This window comes from Brevundimonas diminuta, from assembly GCF_050310045.1.
GTDB classification, from domain to species: Bacteria; Pseudomonadota; Alphaproteobacteria; order Caulobacterales; family Caulobacteraceae; genus Brevundimonas; species Brevundimonas diminuta_F.
The window spans coordinates 2,069,216-2,089,471 of sequence record NZ_CP190005.1 but is presented as its reverse complement, the minus strand read 5'-3'; the positions used below and the strand labels follow the sequence as shown (position 1 = coordinate 2,089,471).

Annotated in this window: 16 protein-coding genes and 1 CRISPR repeat array; of the genes, 15 read left to right on the top strand and 1 reads right to left on the bottom strand. The window is 65.8% G+C overall.

The genetic code is table 11. The annotated features are described in order from the left end of the window. Positions 1-39: 39 nt before the first annotated feature. From cas5c to cas2, 6 genes are read left to right on the top strand one after another with little or no spacing between them, the layout of a single operon-like run. Entirely contained in the window at positions 40-717 is a 678-nt protein-coding gene (gene cas5c, locus ACORJG_RS10140; RefSeq protein ID WP_427788913.1) for a type I-C CRISPR-associated protein Cas5c, read from the top strand. Next, a complete protein-coding gene (cas8c, locus tag ACORJG_RS10135) occupies positions 714-2,516 on the top strand; it encodes a type I-C CRISPR-associated protein Cas8c/Csd1 (RefSeq protein WP_427788912.1) in 1,803 nt (600 codons plus the stop codon). The genes cas5c and cas8c overlap by 4 nt, the downstream gene beginning before the upstream one ends. Then, positions 2,506-3,450 carry a type I-C CRISPR-associated protein Cas7/Csd2 gene (cas7c, locus tag ACORJG_RS10130; protein WP_427788911.1) on the top strand — a complete coding sequence of 315 codons (945 nt, stop codon included), beginning with the start codon at positions 2,506-2,508 and terminating at the stop codon, positions 3,448-3,450. Before cas8c ends, cas7c begins: the two co-directional genes overlap by 11 nt. After that, positions 3,450-4,127: a CRISPR-associated protein Cas4 gene (gene cas4, locus ACORJG_RS10125; RefSeq protein WP_427788910.1), complete on the top strand. Its 678-nt coding sequence runs from the start codon at positions 3,450-3,452 to the stop codon at positions 4,125-4,127. The genes cas7c and cas4 overlap by 1 nt, the downstream gene beginning before the upstream one ends. Continuing rightward, complete coding sequence (gene cas1c, locus ACORJG_RS10120; protein WP_427788909.1) at positions 4,127-5,167, top strand: type I-C CRISPR-associated endonuclease Cas1c; 1,041 nt, start codon at positions 4,127-4,129, stop codon at positions 5,165-5,167. The genes cas4 and cas1c overlap by 1 nt, the downstream gene beginning before the upstream one ends. Positions 5,168-5,170: 3 nt before the next feature. Further along, a complete protein-coding gene (gene cas2, locus ACORJG_RS10115) occupies positions 5,171-5,461 on the top strand; it encodes a CRISPR-associated endonuclease Cas2 (RefSeq protein ID WP_427788908.1) in 291 nt (96 codons plus the stop codon). Positions 5,462-5,640: 179 nt separating this feature from the next. Then, positions 5,641-8,338: direct repeats of the CRISPR family, unit length 31 nt; unit sequence GTTGCTCCCTCGCGGGAGCGTGGATCGAAAC. Positions 8,339-8,716: 378 nt separating this feature from the next. Here cas2 and ACORJG_RS10110 read toward each other — a convergent pair. Next, the gene (locus ACORJG_RS10110) at positions 8,717-9,505 is read right to left on the bottom strand and encodes a YgfZ/GcvT domain-containing protein (RefSeq protein WP_427788907.1); all 789 of its coding nucleotides are present in this window, start codon (positions 9,503-9,505) and stop codon (positions 8,717-8,719) included. Positions 9,506-9,700: 195 nt separating this feature from the next. On the opposite strand from ACORJG_RS10110, the gene ACORJG_RS10105 reads away from it, so the two are divergent. From ACORJG_RS10105 to ACORJG_RS10065, 9 genes are all read left to right on the top strand, one after another. Next, a complete protein-coding gene (locus ACORJG_RS10105; RefSeq protein ID WP_427788906.1) occupies positions 9,701-10,057 on the top strand; it encodes a hypothetical protein in 357 nt (118 codons plus the stop codon). Next, positions 10,058-10,738: a response regulator transcription factor gene (locus tag ACORJG_RS10100; RefSeq protein ID WP_427788905.1), complete on the top strand. Its 681-nt coding sequence runs from the start codon at positions 10,058-10,060 to the stop codon at positions 10,736-10,738. Positions 10,739-10,745: 7 nt separating this feature from the next. After that, the gene (locus ACORJG_RS10095) at positions 10,746-12,191 is read left to right on the top strand and encodes a sensor histidine kinase (RefSeq protein WP_427788904.1); all 1,446 of its coding nucleotides are present in this window, start codon (positions 10,746-10,748) and stop codon (positions 12,189-12,191) included. 1,138 nt (positions 12,192-13,329) lie between these two features. Beyond that, positions 13,330-14,643: a hypothetical protein gene (locus tag ACORJG_RS10090; protein ID WP_427788903.1), complete on the top strand. Its 1,314-nt coding sequence runs from the start codon at positions 13,330-13,332 to the stop codon at positions 14,641-14,643. 18 nt (positions 14,644-14,661) lie between these two features. Then, positions 14,662-15,480, top strand: coding sequence for a c-type cytochrome biogenesis protein CcmI (ccmI, locus tag ACORJG_RS10085; protein WP_427788902.1), 819 nt, complete (start codon positions 14,662-14,664; stop codon positions 15,478-15,480). Positions 15,481-15,547: 67 nt separating this feature from the next. Beyond that, the gene (ccmE, locus tag ACORJG_RS10080; protein ID WP_427788901.1) at positions 15,548-16,039 is read left to right on the top strand and encodes a cytochrome c maturation protein CcmE; all 492 of its coding nucleotides are present in this window, start codon (positions 15,548-15,550) and stop codon (positions 16,037-16,039) included. 3 nt (positions 16,040-16,042) lie between these two features. Further along, a complete protein-coding gene (locus ACORJG_RS10075) occupies positions 16,043-18,043 on the top strand; it encodes a heme lyase CcmF/NrfE family subunit (protein ID WP_427788900.1) in 2,001 nt (666 codons plus the stop codon). Continuing rightward, complete coding sequence (locus tag ACORJG_RS10070; RefSeq protein ID WP_427788899.1) at positions 18,040-18,519, top strand: cytochrome c-type biogenesis protein; 480 nt, start codon at positions 18,040-18,042, stop codon at positions 18,517-18,519. Before ACORJG_RS10075 ends, ACORJG_RS10070 begins: the two co-directional genes overlap by 4 nt. Before the next feature lie 171 nt (positions 18,520-18,690). Beyond that, complete coding sequence (locus ACORJG_RS10065) at positions 18,691-20,244, top strand: Do family serine endopeptidase (RefSeq protein WP_427788898.1); 1,554 nt, start codon at positions 18,691-18,693, stop codon at positions 20,242-20,244. Positions 20,245-20,256: the final 12 nt, after the last annotated feature.

Sequence of the window (20,256 nt, the reverse complement as noted above, 5' to 3'; positions counted from 1 at the left end):
TCACTGTTCGTGGTTACCTGAGGTTGTAAGGGAGGGGCGATGAGTTACGGAATCAGGCTGCACGTCTGGGGCGACAGGGCGTGCTTCACTCGGCCGGAGATGAAGGTCGAGCGCGTCTCCTACGATGTGATGACGCCCTCGTCCGCGCGCGGGATCCTGGAAGCGATTCACTGGAAACCCGCCATCGTCTGGGTGGTGGATCGCATTCATGTGTTGAAGCCTGTGCGGTTCCAGTCGTTCCGTCGCAATGAGGTCGGAGCCAAGGCCAGCGCCGCCAACGCCGCCACGGCCATGAAGAAGGGGTCGACCGAAGGGCTGGGCATCGTTGTCGAGGACAATCGGCAGCAGCGAGCGACGACCTTGCTGACCGACGTGGCCTATGTGATCGAGGCCCATTTCGAGATGACCGGCCGCGCCGGTCCGGACGACACGCCGGCCAAGCATCTGTCGATGTTCAACCGTCGGGCGTCGACGGGGCAGTGCTTTCATCGCCCCTGTCTGGGCGTGCGGGAATTCGCTGCCGACTTCGCCCTGATCCCCGAAGGGGCGGACCTGCCGGACAATCTCTTGCCGCCCGATTGGCGCGACCGCGACCTGGGCTGGATGCTGCACGACATCGACCATGCAGGCGGCGGCGTCTCGCGGTTCTTTCGCGGGCGCCTGAAGGACGGGGTGCTGGACGTTGCGGCCTGTCTGGCTGATGGCGGCGCGGCATGAGCGTCCTTCAGGCGCTGGACCGCTACTATCACCGCATGGCCGCGCGCGGCGAGGCCGAGGCGCCGGGCTGGTCGCGTGAGAAGATCGGTTGGGCGATCGTGCTGTCAGCGGACGGCGCCCCGGTAGATGTGCAGGACATGCACGAGGCCAGCGGCAAGAAGCGGATCGCGCGGCTGTTGGACGTTCCTGCGGCTGTGAAACGCACGATGGGCATTTCTCCAAACCTGCTGTGGGACAAGACCGCCTATGTGCTGGGTCGCACGGCAGGGGAGGGCAAACGCACCGCCGAGGAACGCGCCCGCTTCCGCGACGATCATCTGATCCTGTTGAAGGATGAAAGGGACGAAGGTCTGGCGGCCCTGCGCCGGTTCCTGGAAAACTGGACGCCTGATTGGTTCGACGCCGCGCCGTTCAGTCCCGAAATGCTGGACGCCAACGTGGTTTTCCGCCTGGCGGGCGACAGCGGTTATCTGCATGACCGTCCGGCGGCGCGGCGACTGGTCGAAGCGCGGACGCAGGCGAGCGGGGATCAGGCCTTTTGTCTGGTGACGGGCCAGGAGGCGCCGATCCAGCGACTGCACCCGCCGATCAAGGGCGTTCAGGGTGCGCAAACGGCAGGCGCGGCCTTGGTGTCGTTCAACCTCGAGGCTTTCACCTCTTATAACAAGGCGCAAGGCGCCAACGCCCCGACGTCCCAGGCCGCAGCATTCCGCTATGGGGCGGCGCTGAACCGGATGCTGGACCGGGGCAGCGCCAATCGCCTGCCGCGTCCTGTCGGCGACGCCACGGTGGTCTTCTGGGCCGACGCTGAGGATGAGGAAAAGGCTGCCGCCGCCGAGGATGTCTTCCTGCAGATGTTCGAGCCGGCCCTGCCGTCTAAGGACGCCGACCCCCAGCTCGAGCGCGACCTTCAGGAAGCCGAGGTCATCCGCCAGGCTCTCAGACCCTTTTCCGAGGGGCGGCCCGTCAAGGCGCCGAAACTGGAACTGGCGCGCGGCGTGCGTTTCCACATTCTGGGCCTGTCGCCCAATGCGGCGCGCCTTTCGGTGCGGTTCTGGATCACTGACGACTTCGAGGCCTTCGCCCGCCGTCTGGCCGATCACCACGACGATCTGAACATCGAGCCGAAGCCGTGGCGAGCGACTCCGCCGTCGGTTTCACGTCTGTTGGTCCGAACCACGGCCCTGATGGAGAAGTTCGACAATATTCCGCCCCTGTTGGCCGGCGAGGTGATGCGTTCGGTTCTGACCGGCGCGCATTATCCGCGCACGCTTTTGAGCGCCGCCATCATCCGTCTGCGCGCGGGTGACGATCCGACGACCGGCTGGCATGCCGCCGCCATCCGCGCCGTGCTGGTGCGCGAGCGCAGGCTGAAAAATCCCGACGAAAGGAACTGGCTGATGAGCCTGGAGAAAGACAGAGACGATCCGCCCTATCAGCTGGGGCGTCTGTTCGCGGCGCTGGAGATCGCGCAGAAACAGGCGCTGGGGCAGGTCAACGCCACGATCCGCGATCGTTATTTCGGCGCCGCCTCGGCCACGCCCGCCCATGTTTTTCCGCTGCTGCTGCGCGGGGCGCAAAGCCACCTCGGCAAGCTGAGGAAGGACCATAAGGGCGGTTGGATCGAGCGCGAGATCGAAGACATCACCGCCCATCTGCCGCCTGAACTGCCGCGCAGCCTCAGGCTGGACGCTCAGGGGCGGTTCGCCATCGGATATTACCATCAGCGCAAGGCGCAGTTCGCAGGCCGTCCGGCTGGCGAAACCGACAATGAAGAAGGAGCTGGCGATGTCGACTGAAACCGGAAAAGGCCTGTCTCAGCGTCATGAATTCGTTCTTTTCTTCGATGTGACGAACGGGAATCCGAACGGTGATCCGGATGCCGGCAACCTGCCGCGGCTCGACCCTGAGACCAATCGCGGCCTGGTGTCCGATGTCGCCCTGAAGCGCAAGATCAGGAACTATGTCGCCCTGGCGCGAGGAGAAACGCCCGGCCACGAAATCTATATGCGCGACGGCGCCACGCTGAACGTCGAGCATGACCGAAGCTGGAAGGCCGTCATGCCCGAGGTCGTCAAAGCTGAAGACAAGAAGAAACTGCCCAAGGACGCGGCCAAGGCCCGCGAACTGACGGCCTGGATGTGCGCTAATTTCTGGGACATCCGCACCTTCGGCGCCGTCATGACCACCGGCGTCAACGCCGGTCAGGTGCGCGGTCCGGTCCAGATCACCTTCGCCGCCTCGGTCGAGCCGGTGCTGCCGCTGGAAATCTCGATCACCCGCCTGGCCGCCACCACGGAAAAAGATAATGAGGACAAGGGCGGCCGCACCATGGGCCGCAAGCATATCATTCCCTATGGCCTCTATCGCGCGCACGGTTTCATCAATGCGCCGCTTGCCTCGCATCCCACCAAGGGCACCGGCTTTTCCGAAGATGATCTGGACCTGTTGTTCCAGGCTCTGACCGACATGTTCGAGCACGACCGCTCCGCCGCGCGAGGAGAGATGGCGACACGCAAACTGGTGGTGTTCCGCCATGCTTCGGCGCTGGGCAACGCCCACGCTCATGACCTGTTCAGCCGGGTGAAGACCCTGCGCGCCTTCAAGGGCGAACAGCGCCCGATCGGCGACGATGGCATCGACAACTGGCCCGCCGCCCGCAGCTTTGAGGACTACGCCATCACGATCGACCGCGATGGCCTGCCGGAGGGTGTCGAGATTATCGAGCGGTAATGACCATGGGACCGGCGCAGCTTCTCGATGCCGCTGTTGAGGATGCGCTGGTCCCCATTTCGGCGTTGCAGCACTATCTGTTCTGCCCGCGCCAGTGCGCCCTGATCCATGTCGAGCGTCTGTGGGCCGAGGACGTCGCGACCGCAGAAGGGAGGCTGCTGCATGAGCGCGCCGATTCCGGGCGTTGCGAACGTCGCCCAGGCGTTCGTATCGCGCGGGGGCTGATGTTGCGTTCGGTGGCGCTGGGTGTGACGGGCAAGGCCGATGTGGTGGAGCTTCATGATGGTCGCCCCTTTCCCGTCGAATACAAGCGCGGCCGTCCCAAAAGCCATCGCGCCGACGAAGTGCAGCTCTGCGCCCAGGCGATCTGCCTTGAGGAGATGTTTGCCCGGCCTGTGTCAGAGGGCGCGTTGTTCTATGGTCAGACACGCCGACGTCATGACGTATTGTTCGATGACGATCTGCGCGCGCTCACTTTCAATACGGCTGAGGCCGTCCGGCGCGATATCGTTAATTTTCATACTCCGCCGCCAATCGCTACGCCGCGCTGCAGGCGCTGCTCCCTGATGGAGCTGTGTCAACCTGAGCAGTTGGAAAGGCCGCCTCAGGTTGTGGCTTGGATGGCGCGGCAGATGGCCGCTCTGTCACGTGAAATGGATGCTGGAGGCAGAGTCTGATGAAGCGGATGCTCAATACGCTTTATGTCTCTAGCGAAGACGCCTGGTTGCGCAAGGACGGTGAAAACGTCGTCGTAGAGGTTCAGGGCGTCGAGCGGGGCAGGGCGCCGTTGCACATGCTTGAGGGGCTTGTGGGTTTTGGTCGCCCCGGCGCCTCGCCTGCCTTGATGGCCGCCTGCGCTGAGGCCGGGATTTCCCTGTCGTTCCTGGACCCCAACGGTCGGTTCTTGGCCCGCGTTGAGGGCGCACGAAGCGGCAACGTGCTTTTACGTCGCGCGCAATACCGCATTGCCGATGACGACGCGCGCAAGACCCCGATTGTGCGCGGCATGGTGGCGGCAAAGGTCTCTAATCAGAGAACGGTCATCCAACGCGCCCTGCGCGATCATGGCGCCGGCATGGACCTGGCCCAGAAGTCGTCTCTGGACAGTGCGGTTCGCCGGCTTTCGGATATCGCGCAGCGAACCTTGACCCATGACAGCGTCGATGGATTGCGTGGATTGGAAGGAGAGGCGGCGGCGATCTATTTCAACGTATTCGACAGCCTGATCCGCTCCGATGATGCCGCTTTCCAGTTCGTCGGGCGATCACGCCGCCCGCCTCTGGACAGGGTGAACGCCTTGCTGTCCTTTCTTTATGCAATGCTTGGCCATGATTGTCGTTCGGCGCTTGAAGCGCATGGGCTGGATCCTCAGGTCGGGCTGCTGCACGCTGATCGACCTGGCCGCAACAGTCTGGCGCTGGACTTGATGGAAGAGCTTCGTCCGGTTCTGGCCGATCGTCTCATGCTGTCACTGGTGAACAGGGGGCAACTGAAGAGTGCTGATTTTGTTCACGAGGAAGCCGGGGCGGTACGGCTGAGCGATGATGCGCGGAAGTCTGTGCTGATCGCCTGGCAGGAGCGTAAACGCGAAACCCTGCGACATCCATTTATGGGAGAGACGGTCCCACTGGGTATGGTCGCCCATATTCAGGCGCAGCTTCTGGCGCGACACCTGCGCGGCGACCTCGACGGCTATCCGGGCTTTATCTGGAGATGACCTATGTTGATGTTGGTCGCCTATGATGTCTGCACTCAAACAGTAGAAGGGCGCCGCCGTCTGCGTCGTGTCGCGCGCGCCTGCCTTGACTTTGGCCAGCGGGTCCAGAACTCGGTGTTTGAGTGCGAGGTCGATCCCGCGCAATGGACCATTCTTCGTGCGCGCCTGATAGGCGAGATAGACTTGGCGGCGGACAGTCTGCGTTTTTATCGTCTCGGCGCCGAGGGCCGCCGTCGCGTTGAACATATCGGCGCCAAGCCAACCATCGATTTGGAGGCTCCCCTCATTTTCTGATCCGCGAACCTCAAGCGCGCATGATTTCGTCATGAGGTTCGCGACAAGATTTCCTACTTAAAATACAGACTGTTCTGCCTGTTGGGCCCATTGGAACCATCTTAACAGTTCAGCTTGTGAGGTCGTTTCGCGGAACTAATGTGATTTTGGCCTAAAATTTAAAGGGTTATGTTTAGGCAGTTGCTCCCTCGCGGGAGCGTGGATCGAAACCCCGCCCCCCGCAAATAGGCGACTACTCCTGACGGGTTGCTCCCTCGCGGGAGCGTGGATCGAAACGTCAATGATGACGTGGTGAACAGGATCGCCCCATGTTGCTCCCTCGCGGGAGCGTGGATCGAAACCAGTCGAGTTAGATTGACCCGTCTGCGTCTGCCCGTTGCTCCCTCGCGGGAGCGTGGATCGAAACACCAACCCGCTGAACGAAGAGAGCGAGTCCGTCACGTTGCTCCCTCGCGGGAGCGTGGATCGAAACCCGTTGGTAATCACGGAAGCGCTCACGTCAGGAGTTGCTCCCTCGCGGGAGCGTGGATCGAAACGTGCTGGACTGCCCCGACTTTGTGGGGCCGGGCGTTGCTCCCTCGCGGGAGCGTGGATCGAAACCAGGCCCATGCGTCTCCGTCGACAGTCCACAGAGGTTGCTCCCTCGCGGGAGCGTGGATCGAAACCGGCGTCAGGCCCAGCAGGTCGCCCCACGCCTGCGTTGCTCCCTCGCGGGAGCGTGGATCGAAACATGAACCCAGAGCGTCGCAACCGCCATCAACAAAGTTGCTCCCTCGCGGGAGCGTGGATCGAAACACGCCGGGCGCCAGTTCAGCAGCGCACTCGATTGTTGCTCCCTCGCGGGAGCGTGGATCGAAACAGCCCGAACCATTCCCAAGCACTGGATCCGGCTGGTTGCTCCCTCGCGGGAGCGTGGATCGAAACAGCGTGACAGGGTGTGCAGAAGCAGACTTCTGGAATGTTGCTCCCTCGCGGGAGCGTGGATCGAAACAGGCAACGGTCAACGAGATCAGGCGCACGGTTGTGTTGCTCCCTCGCGGGAGCGTGGATCGAAACTGGCCGTAGAGCATCTCGGCAACGCCATCGACGGTTGCTCCCTCGCGGGAGCGTGGATCGAAACCCGCCCGCCCCTATGGTGACCGTAATCGGTCCAGGTTGCTCCCTCGCGGGAGCGTGGATCGAAACCCCCGCATCATGCCTCAACTTATCCTCTTCGACGTTGCTCCCTCGCGGGAGCGTGGATCGAAACAGGGCCATGATAGGGCTGAGTGATCGGACGATCCCGTTGCTCCCTCGCGGGAGCGTGGATCGAAACGCGTCGGCACGAGCGTCGACGATCTTCTTTCCACCGTTGCTCCCTCGCGGGAGCGTGGATCGAAACTAGCTGCCGCGGTTGCGGCGACTGCGGTCTGCAGTTGCTCCCTCGCGGGAGCGTGGATCGAAACTCCAGTTCAGATTGTCAGGGGTTCAGTCCGGCTTGTTGCTCCCTCGCGGGAGCGTGGATCGAAACAGCAGCACCGACGCCCCGTCGATCCGGCCCAGCGGTTGCTCCCTCGCGGGAGCGTGGATCGAAACGACGTGGTTTTAGATTTGCTCTTCAAGGCTTTTCGTTGCTCCCTCGCGGGAGCGTGGATCGAAACAGGTCGAGGCTCAGAACGCCGCCCGCGATGCTGCGGTTGCTCCCTCGCGGGAGCGTGGATCGAAACTCCATGATCATCGGCGGCGAGTCCTACCTCTATCGTTGCTCCCTCGCGGGAGCGTGGATCGAAACAGGACATCAAGACCTGGATCAACGACAACCTGGGGTTGCTCCCTCGCGGGAGCGTGGATCGAAACTTTGCCGATGGCGGCACGCTGCGCCCCGGCCAAGGTTGCTCCCTCGCGGGAGCGTGGATCGAAACATCGTCCGCCGCGCCACAACGAACCATCAGTCGGCGTTGCTCCCTCGCGGGAGCGTGGATCGAAACTTTTTAACGCCCCCGCCCTGACCATCTGAACTGGTTGCTCCCTCGCGGGAGCGTGGATCGAAACGCCTACATCATGGCCCTCGATCCCGAGGACGACGTTGCTCCCTCGCGGGAGCGTGGATCGAAACTCCAAGGCCGACGCCATCCTCACCGCCCTCGCATGTTGCTCCCTCGCGGGAGCGTGGATCGAAACCATTTTGTCGACAACCTAGCCCGGGCGATCCGGTGTTGCTCCCTCGCGGGAGCGTGGATCGAAACTCCCTGCCCCCGCTGACCCTGCCCGATCTGTAAGTTGCTCCCTCGCGGGAGCGTGGATCGAAACCGAACGCCATTGCGAGAAGCATTGGTCGGCGGCGGTTGCTCCCTCGCGGGAGCGTGGATCGAAACCAGGGTGGGTTCGTGATGAACACGTCAGCCGAGCGTTGCTCCCTCGCGGGAGCGTGGATCGAAACGCCGCCGAGAACGACGTCCAGGTCTGGATCGAGCGGTTGCTCCCTCGCGGGAGCGTGGATCGAAACTGGTGGCGAACCTGGGCGAGCCTGGCGCTCGGGCCGTTGCTCCCTCGCGGGAGCGTGGATCGAAACCGGGCGATCCCCTACATCCCGGATGCGATCCAGGGTTGCTCCCTCGCGGGAGCGTGGATCGAAACCTGGAGGGGCGGCCTCCTGGTGACGGAAGAGCGGGTTGCTCCCTCGCGGGAGCGTGGATCGAAACATCGTTCCGCAAGGTGTAACGTCAATATGCGCTGGTTGCTCCCTCGCGGGAGCGTGGATCGAAACGTATGTCCGCAACGATAACGGCCTCGGCCCGAGAGTTGCTCCCTCGCGGGAGCGTGGATCGAAACCGCAAGAAGTCTCACACATTTGGTCATGGTACTTCGTTGCTCCCTCGCGGGAGCGTGGATCGAAACTATGAGATCGCCTCAGCCATGCGGGAGCGGCCTCATCCAGACTGCGCCACCAATAGAGGCTGTGCAGGACGATGAAGACGGCCAGTCCGGCGGCCAGGATGACGGCGCCGATCGACGGCGCGTGGCCCCAGGCTTCGGGCCAGAACGGAGCGGCGGCAGGGGCGCTGACCCCGACGACGGTCAGGGCGCACAGGACGACAGTCAGGTCGTCCATCTTCTTCTTCTTGCGAGCGGCGGTCGCGCCAGCGGCGGTGATTTCGGTGTTTATGACAAACTCCCTTGTCGTGTTGACAAGTGAGATTTGCCAATGAGGCTGCGTTTACATCAAGCGACGTTTACATCGCGACAAGTAGATTTTCCGTTTTGATGGATTTGGCCTTACAAATCAGGAATCCAGACGGGTTTTTCGACCTGAACCGGGCGGCCGTCGACGGTCAGGCCGCCATCCATGCGGTCCAGCCGCATCAGTGCGATGGCGCGGCCCTCGGCGCCGGTCATGACCTCGCCTGCGCGCAGTTCGCCCTTCAGCACTTCGGCGCCGCGTGCGGGGGCAGGGCCGTCGAAGGCGATGGCCATCATGCGGTTCTTGATCGTGCCGCGTCGCTTCATGCGCGAGGTCGTCTCCTGACCGATGAAACAGCCCTTGTGGAAGTCGATGCCGTTCAACAGGTCGAAGTCCGCCTCGATCGGATAGGTCTTGTCCATCAGGGCGTCCTGCGTCGGGTCCGGCACGCCCAGCGCCAGCCGGTGCGCCTGCCAGTCGGCCTCGGTCGCGTCGGCCTCACCCTGATCGCCCCAGCGGCGAGCGCCCAGTGCGGGCAGGCGCGGATCAGCGACGAAGCCCTCCGGCATATCGGCGCCCCATGCAACGAAGACGGCGTCGGGAATGGGCATGACCGCGACATCGGCCCGCAGCTTGTAGAGCGTCAGGCGCTGGATCAGCGCGTCGCGCCGCTCGGCCGCGACGTCCAGCACGACGCTGTCCTCCTCGCCCCAGATGAACAGGTCGAACAACAGCCGCCCCGGCGGCGACAGCAGGGCGCCGAAGCGAAGCTCGCCCGGCTTTATCGTCTCCACATCCTGCGTCAGCAGATTGTGCAGGAAGGGGCGGGCGTCGGGGCCGTTGATGCGGATCAGGGCGCGACTGTCGAGGCGGGCTATGGACATGGCGTCTAGATAGGCAGGCCGGGCGTTTTCCTCCAGTGCGGCGTCTTGCGTCGATGAGACGAATTTCAGGAAAAACATGGGGCAAGCGCGGGGGGCGCGACGGAGATTGCAGTCCTCTGCGTTTCTCTTTCGATTGAACGCCGATAGACTGCGCGTTCAGCCGCTGTTCAGAGGATCTGGTTTAGACGGCGACACATGATGCGTATTCAAGCCCTTCTTCTGGCCGGCCTGATCGCCCTCGTTCCTCTGACGGACGCGGCGGCCCAGTCGCGCGGCCGTGACCGGGATGACAACGAATCCCGTATGCAGGATCGCCGTGGACCGCCGCCCTCCTATCCGGGGCAAGGCCTGCGCGCGCCGCCGCGCGGCGACAGCGGACCGCGCGCCAATCCGGGCGACATCGCCCGCCGCGTCCAGTCGGGGCGCCCCGGCCGGATGCTGGGCGTTCAGGAACGCGGCGGCGACTATGTGGTGCGGTGGGAATATCCAGGCGGTCGCGTCTCGGATATCCAGGTTGACGGCCGTTCGGGCCGGGTTCGTGGGGACGACTGAATGCGGGTTCTGCTTGTCGAGGACGACGTCGATCTGTCGCGTCAGCTGAAAAGCGCCCTGACCGACGCCGGATACGCCGTCGACCACGCCCCTGATGGCGAAGAAGCCTGGTTCCTGGGCGACACCGAACCCTATGACGTGGTGGTGCTGGATCTGGGCCTGCCCAAGATCGACGGCGTCTCGGTGCTGGAACGCTGGCGCCGTGAAGGCAAGACGACGCCGGTGCTGATCCTGACCGCGCGCGGCGCCTGGTCGGACAAGGTGGCGGGCTTTGACGCCGGGGCCGACGACTATCTGACCAAACCCTTCCACACCGAGGAACTGCTGGCTCGCCTGCGTGCCCTGCTGCGCCGTTCGGCCGGTCATGCGGCGGCGACCCTGACCTGCGGCGGTCTGAGGCTGGACCCGCGCGCGGCGCGCGCCACGGTCAATGGCGAACCGCTGCGTCTGACCAGTCTGGAATACCGGCTGCTGCACTATTTGATGATGCACCAGGGCCGGGTCATCAGCCGCACCGAACTGGTCGAACACCTCTACGATCAGGATTTCGATCGCGACTCCAACACCATTGAAGTCTTCGTCGGCCGCCTGCGCAAGAAGATCGGCGCCGACCGCATCGAGACCGTGCGCGGCCTGGGCTATCGCCTGTCGCCTCTGGCGGGCGAGAGCGACGCGGCCTGAGCGCCGCATGACCGACGCCGCATCGCCTGAAGGACCGTCGCGCGAGGCGCGGCCCGGCAACCGCTGGTTCGGACGGCGCGGCCGGTCGCTGACGCGGCGGCTGATCTGGCTGGCGTCCGCGTGGATCCTGATCGCGCTGGCCGCGGCGGCGCTGGTGCTGACGGCGGTGTTTCAGGAATCGGCGCTGCGGCGGCTGGGCAACACCCTTGGCGACACGATCGACGAGGCGGTGGTCGCCGCCTACATCACGCCCGAGGGCGAGGTCTTCGTCGGCGATATTCAGGACGCCCGGACCCAGCGCCTTCTGTCCGGAAAATACTGGATGGTGGGCGAGCCGACGGCGCAGGGCGGCCTGATCATCCTGGCGCATTCGGCCTCTCTGGGGCGAGCGCATCTGGACTATGCGCCGGATCTGGTGAACCGGCTGCGCAGCGCCTTCGGCCAGACCATCAGCTACAACGCCGAAGACGGCCCCAAGGGCGAGCCGCTGCGCATCGCCGCCAGCATGAAGCAGCTTCCCGGCCGCGACCGGCCAGTGATCTTCTTCGCCGGGATCGACCGCTCGGATGTCGACGCCGACACGCGCCAGTTCGCCACCGTCACCTGGATCGCCATGCTGCTGCTGGGGGCGGGGCTGGTCACGGCGGTCTTCATTCAGGTGCAGGTCGGCCTGCGCCCCCTGTTCGATCTGGGCGACGAGATTTCCGACGTGCGCAAGGGCCGCTCGCACCGGATCGAGGGCGCCTATCCGGTCGAGATCCAGCCCCTGGCCGAACAGGTCAACCGCCTGCTGGCGCATAATCAGGAGACGGTGGAGCGGCAGCGCACCCACGTCGGCAATCTGGCCCACGCGCTCAAGACCCCGCTGGCCGTCATGCTGGCCGAGGCCGGGACGAAGGAAGGCCAGTTGCCCGACCTGATCCGCCGTCAGACGCGGGTGATGCAGGATCAGGTCGACCACCACCTGCGCCGCGCCCGCGCCGCCGCCCGCGCCGCCCACGGCCTTGGCGAACGCACGGCTGTCGCCGAGGTGCTGGACGAGATGGCCGTCATGCTGGAGCGGGTGTTCGAGGACAAGGGCGTCGAGATCGACTGGCGCGCGCCCGACGATCTGGCCTTTCTGGGCGAGCGTCAGGATTTGCAGGAAATCTTCGGCAACCTGATCGAGAACGCCGCCAAATGGTGCCGCCGCCGGGTCCGCATCTCGGCCGGACCGTCCACGCCGGGCCAGATGGTCGCCGTGGTCGAGGACGACGGCCCGGGCCTGCCTCCCGACCAGCGCGACACGGCCCTGAAGCGCGGCACCCGCATGGACGAGGACACGCCCGGCACGGGCCTTGGCCTGTCCATCGTCGACGAACTGACCCGCGCCTACGGCGGCCGCGTCACCCTTAGCGACAGCGCCATGGGCGGCCTGAAAGTGGTGCTGGAGCTGCCCGCGGCGGAGGGGTGAGGGCGGGCCGCTCGGGGTGTTTATCTCTCCGAGTGAGTTCTCTGGGCGATGCAAGTATCAGCTGTCGGGCCAGCCAAAATAAAAATGGCCGACATAGAAAGTTGACCAAAGAAATGACAGATCGTCTTCCCATTCTGAGATAGCTTGGGTGTAGTCTCGACCTGTATTGCGTTTTGCGTTTCTGATTAGTGCTGCGATAGTCTCGGCGAGTTTCTGAAGTCGTCTTGCGGTCCCTGGTTGGCCCCACTCGGCAGTGTAAGCTGTATCATAAACCAGCGGGATACGTTCTTCGAATAAAAATTGCAGAATTTGGCGCCGTGTTTCGGAGGGTATTCCTCGCGTTTTTCCTACATGATATTCAAATGCATCAAGCATACCTGATATTGGCCAATTGCTTTTTACGTTCGAATATCCCGTGACTTCTGATATAATAGTGCTGGGCCAGCGAAAGTATATTTCACTACCATTGACTGCAATTTTTCTTCTATCCCATTCAGATTCCAGTGCGGAAAGAAAGTCTCTATCTCTCCAGGATCTTTCCTGTACTCGAATTCTTGATATGTATTTTGAGAATTTAAGCCAAATCGTAACGATTTCTTCATCGCTGTGATTTGGAGGAAGAGAAAGTTGTTTTTTGAGAATTATCTGATAGATAAGACTTGGGCGATGCGCTGAAGTCGATGCCGGATATATCTATCGGTAGGCCAAAAATTGGGACGTAACGCTCTCGTATTAGAGGGATTGCCGCTTTGCGGGCGGCTATCTTTGAGGCTTGTTTTGTTGCTTCTTCAGCAGATTTTTTTGCAGATTTCTTGGCCTCTTCCTTGGCGAAACTCTCCGCTCGCGCCCGATTAAGTGCTGCATTTTTCTTGTGCTTGTTTTGGGTGATACTTTCTTAGGTGTATTCATTTTAGATTGAGGAGTTATCCTGTTCATATTGAGGATGTGGTAACAAACGAACTCTTCCGAGTGGCCAAGCCCTCAAGTCAGCGCGGTGATCGCTGATTGCATCTCAGTTGTCACTCGCGAAGGGCGATGGGCGCGGGTGTTAGTGAGGCGGGGCCTCAAAATCCCCTGTTAACCGACGACAGGGCACCTTCCGCCTCTTCTGTTGGCGCCGGGGAGCGGAGGGGCGGGAATGGCGGACCTGTCGGTCGCGCAGAGGGCCGCGCTGGCCCGGTTGATCGAGCGGTGCCCGGATCATTTTCTGCCGCCGCTTTCGAAGCTGGCGGGGACGATGGCGGGCGCGCGTTCGGCGGCGCTGCGCGATATGGTCGAGGCCGAGGCCACCGACAGGCGGCGGCGCAATATCGCCTTCGGGCCGCTGCTGCCGCTGTTTCAGGCGCGGGCGGATGGTCTGCCGGGGCCGGAGTTTCCAGCGGCGGTGCTGACGCGGCTGTGGCGCAGCGCCACGCGCAGCGAGCCTGAGCTCCTGCCGCAACTGGATCGTGACGACGACCTGTCGCGGATGATCGCCGACCGTCTGTGCCTCGGCGCCGCATCGGCCCTGCGCGACCGACCGGGCGAGGTCTGGCCCGATGCGTCGGAAGGGCGGACGCAGGCGTTGGCGACCTGTCTGGATCTGGCGGCGACGGCGCGGCGGGCCTTGCCCTTTCTGCCGGAGTGGATCGGGCGGCCCGGAAACGAAGCCGTCGCCGAGTTGAAGCTGGCCCTGCGTCAGGCGGCGGGCGTGGCGCCGGACGGCGCTGTCTGGCTGCTGGAGATTCTCTTCGCCCATCTGGAGGACGCGCGCCTGATCCTGCGCGTGACAGCGCTGGCGTCGTCCGGCGAGGACGGCGGGGCGGAGGTGTTCGTCGACCGCATCCTGATGGCGCTGGCGCGGCGGGCGGCCGATGTCGCCGCCTTTGATCCGGCGCAGGCGGCGGGCGGGGCGGCGGCGTTTAAGACCGATCTGGACTGGTGCGCGGCGACGCTGACGGAGATCGACGTCAGCCTGCCTTTGAAGACCGACAGCGCCTGGGGCCGGGCGGTGCGTCAGGCGCGGCTGAAGACGGCGCTCAGCCTGTCGGAACGGTTCAGCGCGGCTGAACGCGCGGTCGACGCCGTCCTGCCGGTCGAGCGGGCGGCGCTGGTCGGGCGGATGACGCGGCCTCGGCCCCGGCTGGACGGGCCGGTTGATGCGGCGACGGCGGACAGGGCGCGGGCGCTGACAGCCGTGGTCGGTCTGGTGCGCGGTCCGGCGGCCGTCTTCGGCTGCGAGGCCGAGCGGCGCCAGACGGCGGAGGGCCTGACCGGCCGTCTGGCGACATGGGCGGATGAGGCGATGGAGCGGCTGAACGACGGTCAGGCCGATGAGGCGACGGCGCGCAGACACATCGCCCTGAGCGCCGAACTTCTGGCTCTGGTCGGGGCGCAGGAGGCGTCGCGCACGGTGCGGCGCCGGCTGATGGCGTCCGGTGCGGCGTCGCGCGCCTCGCCTCCGGCCGCCTGATCCGCTACAGCGGCGGCCATGACGATCTTCTGGATCATGACGGCTCTTGTGACGGCGCTGGCGGGGTTGGCGGTGCTGTCCGCCGCCCGGCGAGGGGCCGAGGCCGAAAGCGTGGCCGATCGCGACGCCGGCGCGCGCGAACTGGCCGAACTGGACCGGCTGAAGGCGCGCGGCCTGCTGGACGAGGCGGGCTGGACCGCCGCCCGGGCCGAGGCGGGGCGTCGCCTGCTCGCCGCCCGACGCGCGGATCGCCGCCCGGTCGCGGGTTCGGCCGATCGCTATTGGGTGCTGGGCGGGATCGGAGCGACGGCCGCCGCGTCGCTGGGCCTCTACGCCGTCTTCGGCGCGCCGGGCATGAAGGATCAGGCCTATGAGACGCGCGTGCGCGAATGGGCCTCGGCGCCCGAGACGCTGGAGCCGGCCCAGGTCGCGGCCGTGCTGGGACAGGTGGTCAAGGACCGGCCCGACGACCGTCTGGCCTTGGCCATGCTGGGCGCCGCCCGGTTCGAGGCGGGCGACCCCATCGGTGCGGCCTCGGCCTTCCGCCGCGCTCTGGCGATCCAGCCGGACGACGCCCGCAGCTGGGCGCGGCTGGGCGAAAGCCTGGTGCGGGCTAACGGCGGCGCGGTCGACGGCGACGCCGAGGCGGCCTTCCGTCAGGCGATCAAGCTGGACCCGGATCAGCTGGGCGCGCGCTTCTATCTGGGCGAGGCGGCCCTGGCGCGCGGCGACCGGGCCGAGGCCGAGGCCATGTGGACGCCTCTGATCGCCATGGTGGACGCGGCCGATCCGCGCCGCGCCGACCTGCAGCAACGTCTGGCCGGGGCGGCGCGATGAGCCGTTGGCCGACCCTTGCTCCCGCCCTATACGCGGCGATGTATTCCGCCGTTTCCGGATCGTCGACATGAGCTGGTTGCCCAAATCGCCCAAGGCGCGCCGTCGCCTGTGGGTCGTGATCGCCGCGGCGCCCGTGCTGGCGCTGGCCGTCGGCCTGTCGCTGTGGGCGATGAAGGACAATGTGACCTTCTTCTACTCCCCGTCGGAAGTGACGCCGCAGAAGGTGCCTGCCGGTCAGATGATCCGCCTGGGCGGTCTGGTCGAGGCGGGCAGCGTGACCAAGGCCGCTGACGGCTCGGTCGTCTTCGCCGTCACCGACAACGGGGCGACGGCGCGGGTGATCTATCACGGCGACCTGCCCGACCTGTTCCGCGAAGGGCAGGGCATTGTGGCCCAGGGCGCCTTCCGTCCCGACCGCGTGTTCGAGGCCAGTCAGGTGCTGGCCAAGCACGACGAGACCTATATGCCGCGCGAAGTCGCCGACAGGCTGAAGGAAAAGGGCGAGTGGCGGCCTGACGATGCGGCGGCGCCCGCCGTGCCTGCGCAACAGGGGGCGTAAGCGTTGATCGTCGAACTGGGCGCCTTCGCCCTGATCCTGGCGCTGGCGTTGTCGGTGCTGAGTCTGGCGCTGACCACGGCGGGGCGTCTGCGTCTCAGCCCCGTGCTGGCGGGGGCGGGGGGCGGCGCCATGCTGGCCTCGGCCGCGGCGATCACCCTGGCCTTCGGCGCCCTGATCTACGCCTTCGTGGTGTCGGACTTCTCGGTGTCGAACGTGGCCATGAACAGCCACACCGACAAGCCGGTCTTCTACAAGGTCGCCGCGGCATGGGGCAGCCATGAGGGCTCGCTGCTGCTGTGGTGTCTGGTGATGACGGTCTTCGGCGGGGCGCTGGCGCTGGCGCGCGGCCTGCCGTTCGGGCTGAAGACCTCGGCCGTGGCCGTGCAGGCGGGCCTGTCGAGCCTGTTTCTGGCCTTCGCCGCCTTCACCTCCAACCCCTTCTTCCGGCTGGACCCGGCGCCGGTGCAGGGCGCGTCGCTGAATCCTCTGTTGCAGGACCCGGCGTTGGCGGTGCATCCGCCGCTGCTCTACGCGGGCTATGTCGGGTTTTCGGTCTGTTTCTCGCTGGCGGTCGCCGCCCTGATCGAAAAGCGCGTCGATCCGGCGTGGGGCCGCTGGGTGCGGCCGTGGGCGCTGGCGTCGTGGGCCCTGCTGACCGTGGGCATCGCCCTGGGCTCCTTCTGGGCCTATTACGAACTGGGCTGGGGCGGCTGGTGGTTCTGGGACCCGGTCGAGAACGCCAGCTTCATGCCGTGGCTGGCGGGCGCGGCCCTGCTGCACTCGGCCATCGTGACCGAGCGGCGCGGGGCGCTGGCGGGCTGGACCGTGTTTCTCGCCATTCTGGCCTTCACCTTCTCCATGCTGGGCGCGTTTCTGGTGCGCTCGGGCGTGCTTACCTCAGTCCACGCCTTCGCCGTCGATCCCCAGCGGGGGATGATGCTGCTGGCCATTCTGGGCCTGGCGGCGGGCGCGGCCTTCATCCTGTTCGCCCTGCGCGCGCCCGCCATCCGTTCCGGCGCGGCCTTCGCCCCGGTCAGCCGGGAGGGGACGCTGGTGCTGAACAACCTGTTCCTGACGGCGGCGGCGGCCACGGTGCTGCTGGGCACCCTCTATCCGCTCATTCTGGAGGGCGTGACGGGGGCGACGATCTCGGTCGGGCCGCCCTATTTCAATGCCGTCTTCAACCCGCTGATGATCGTCGCCTGCCTGATCCTGCCCGCCGGACCTCTGCTGGCGTGGAAGCGCGGCGATCTGAAGGGGGCCTTGCAGCGCCTGTGGCTGGCCGCCGTTCTGGCGATCGCCGCCGCCTTCGCCGCCTTCTTCCTGTTCGAGCCGAAGAAGGCGCTGGCCGCCGCAGGGCTGGGCGTCGGGGCGTGGCTGATCTGCGGCGCGCTGGCGGAACTGGGCGTGCGGACCAAGGCCCTGCGCGCGCCCTTGGCCGAGACGCTACGCCGCGCCAAGGGCCTGCCGCTGGGCGCATGGGGCATGGCGATGGCCCACGCAGGCCTTGGCGTCTTCATTCTGGGCGCCGTCGTCGAGACCAACTTCAAGGCCGAGGCCGCCCTCGCGCTGCCGCTGGGCGGGGAAGTCGCCGCCGGGCCGTGGAAGGCGCGGCTGGACGCGGTTCAGGTCATCGAGGGTCCGAACTATCTGGCCGAGCAGGGCCGTCTGACCATCATCCCGGTCGATGGCCGCGCGCCCGAGCGCGTCATCACCGCCGAGCGCCGCTTCTTCCCTGCGGGCGGCCAGACCACGACCGAGGTCGGTCTCGATTTCCGCGGGCTGGACGATGTCTATGTCGTCGTGGGCGACCGGGCGGCGACCGATGACGGCCAGCGCGCCTGGATCGTGCGCATCTATTATAATCCGTGGGCGCGGTTGATCTTCCTGGGACCGGCGCTGATGGCCTTGGGCGGACTGATCTCTCTGCTGGACCGGCGGCTGCGTGTCGGCGCAGGTTCGCGCGGCAAGAAGGTCGCCCGACCTGCCGAGGTTCAGGCGTGAGGCGCGCCGCCGCCCTGTTCGCCGCCGTTCTGCTGGCCAGCGCGGCGGCGCCCGCTGTGGCCGAGCCGCCGCCCGCGCCTGACCGGCCGCTGACGGACCCGGCGCAGGAGGCCCGCGCCCGCGCCCTGTTCGGCGATATCCGCTGCGTCGTCTGCCAACATGAATCGATCGCCGACAGCCCGGCAGGCATCGCCGCCGACCTGCGCGGTCTGGTGCGCGAACAGATCGCCGCCGGAAAGACGGACGACGAGATCAAGGCCGACCTGATCCGCCGTTATGGCGACTATGTGCTGTTCCAGCCGCCGGTGCGGATCGGCACATGGCTGCTGTGGTTCGGTCCATTCGCGCTGGCGGCGGGGGCGGGCGTGGTTCTGGTCCTGCGGGCGCGCCGTCGCGGGGCAGGCGAGGCCGCCCCCCTGACGCCCGAGGAAGAACGCGCCCTGGCCGCCCTGACGGCGGACGAAGACGACGCCTGAAGCTTTCCATTTGGAAAGGCTTTCGCCGCCTTCCTGACGCAGCTGCGCCATACGTCGAACGATCATCAGGAACAATCATCGTCATGGGTGCATTGGCTTGAGCCGTAACGCCCTATATCCATAGGCGAACGGAGCTTTCCGTATCCGCCAGTTAGGACTGCAAGGACGACGATGCTGAAACGCAAGGAGTTCATTCTGGGGGCCGCTGTCGGCCTGACCTTCGCCGCCGCCGCGACGGCGGGCGGGGTCATCAGCTGGCCGGGCGCCAACGCCGCGCCCGCCGCTCAGGTCGGGCAGCTGGTTCCCTCGGCCGGGGCCGGGGCGCTGGCTTTCGCCCCGCCGCAGGGCGCGCCGCTCAGCTTCGCCGACATCTTCCAGCAGGTCGCCCCCGCCGTGGTGCAGATCGACGTGAAGACCCGCGTCCAGCGCCCGCGCGGCGTTTTCCAGATTCCGGGCTTCGGCGCCGTGCCCATCCCCGGCGCGCCGGGCGGCTCGGGCTCAGGCGAGGAAGACAACACCCAGCTGGCCGCCGGCGCCGGGTCGGGCTTCTTCATCTCGGGCGACGGCTTCATCGTGACGAATAACCACGTCGTCGAGAACGCCGAGGAGATCACGGTCCGCCTGAACGACGAGCGTGAGCTGAAGGCCCGCCTGATCGGCCGCGATCCGCTGACGGATCTGGCGGTCATCAAGGTCGAGGGTTCGGCCTTCCCCTTCGTCTCCTTTGAAGACAAGGCTGAGCCGCGCGTCGGCGACTGGGTCATCGCCGTGGGCAACCCCTTCGGTCTGGGCGGCACGGCGACGGCGGGCATCATCTCGGCCAAGTCGCGCGCCATCGGCGGCAATGAGAACCCCTATACCGACTTCATCCAGATCGACGCCGCCATCAACCGGGGCAACTCGGGCGGCCCGACCTTCGACATCTATGGCCGCGTCATCGGCGTGAACACGGCGATCTTCTCGCCGACGGGCGGCTCGGTCGGCATCGGCTTCGCCATTCCGGCCGGGATCGCCAAGCAGACGACGGACCGCCTGATGCGCGGCGAGACGATCGAGCGCGGCTACATCGGCGTGACGATCGGCAACCTGACCAACGAATACCGCGAAAGCCTTGGCCTGCCCGAAGGCACCAAGGGCGCCTACATCACCGAGGTGACGGCGGGCGCGCCGGGCGATCAGGGCGGGCTGCAGGCGGGCGATGTCGTCGTCTCGCTGAACGGTCGTCCGATCGTGGGCAGCAATGAACTGACCCGTGCTGTGGGCACGGCGAAGCCCGGCGACGTGCTGCGTCTTGAACTGCTGCGCGAAGGCCGTCGCCAGACCATCAATGTCCGCGCTGGAACGCGTCCGGCGAACCTCGGCGCGCCTGACGCCGACAAGGATGACCCGACGACGCCCGACAGGCCCGACGCCGTCGCCGGCGAGAAGATCGAAGGCCTGACCGTGGCGCCGATCAGCGCCGCTTTGCGCAGCCGTTATGATCTTCCGGCGGATGTGCGCGGCGTGGTCATTACGGCGGTCGAGGCGCAGTCGCGCGCGGGTCGATTGGGCTTCCGTCCCGGCTTTGTCGTGGTTCAGGCTAACGGCCGCGCAGTATCGTCGGTGAAGGATTTCCGCGACGCGGTCGAAGCCGCCCGGTCGGCGGGGCGTCCCGGCGTTCTGCTGCTGGTGCGGACGCCGTCGGGCAACAACCCGGTCGTGGTGCCCTTCGCCAAGTCTGAATAAGGCGTAACTCAC

Bases quoted from the DNA above. Each gene is read 5' to 3' on its own strand.
- ACORJG_RS10090 (WP_427788903.1), top strand. From the start codon at position 13,330: ATGGCGGACCTGTCGGTCGCGCAGAGGGCCGCGCTGGCCCGGTTGATC.
- cas4 (WP_427788910.1), top strand. From the start codon at position 3,450: ATGACCATGGGACCGGCGCAGCTTCTCGATGCCGCTGTTGAGGATGCG.
- ccmE (WP_427788901.1), top strand. From the start codon at position 15,548: ATGAGCTGGTTGCCCAAATCGCCCAAGGCGCGCCGTCGCCTGTGGGTC.
- cas1c (WP_427788909.1), top strand. From the start codon at position 4,127: ATGAAGCGGATGCTCAATACGCTTTATGTCTCTAGCGAAGACGCCTGG.
- cas8c (WP_427788912.1), top strand. From the start codon at position 714: ATGAGCGTCCTTCAGGCGCTGGACCGCTACTATCACCGCATGGCCGCG.
- cas2 (WP_427788908.1), top strand. From the start codon at position 5,171: ATGTTGATGTTGGTCGCCTATGATGTCTGCACTCAAACAGTAGAAGGG.
- ACORJG_RS10095 (WP_427788904.1), top strand. From the start codon at position 10,746: ATGACCGACGCCGCATCGCCTGAAGGACCGTCGCGCGAGGCGCGGCCC.
- ACORJG_RS10065 (WP_427788898.1), top strand. From the start codon at position 18,691: ATGCTGAAACGCAAGGAGTTCATTCTGGGGGCCGCTGTCGGCCTGACC.
- ACORJG_RS10100 (WP_427788905.1), top strand. From the start codon at position 10,058: ATGCGGGTTCTGCTTGTCGAGGACGACGTCGATCTGTCGCGTCAGCTG.
- ACORJG_RS10110 (WP_427788907.1), bottom strand. From the start codon at position 9,505: ATGTCCATAGCCCGCCTCGACAGTCGCGCCCTGATCCGCATCAACGGC.
- cas7c (WP_427788911.1), top strand. From the start codon at position 2,506: ATGTCGACTGAAACCGGAAAAGGCCTGTCTCAGCGTCATGAATTCGTT.
- ccmI (WP_427788902.1), top strand. From the start codon at position 14,662: ATGACGATCTTCTGGATCATGACGGCTCTTGTGACGGCGCTGGCGGGG.
- cas5c (WP_427788913.1), top strand. From the start codon at position 40: ATGAGTTACGGAATCAGGCTGCACGTCTGGGGCGACAGGGCGTGCTTC.
- ACORJG_RS10105 (WP_427788906.1), top strand. From the start codon at position 9,701: ATGATGCGTATTCAAGCCCTTCTTCTGGCCGGCCTGATCGCCCTCGTT.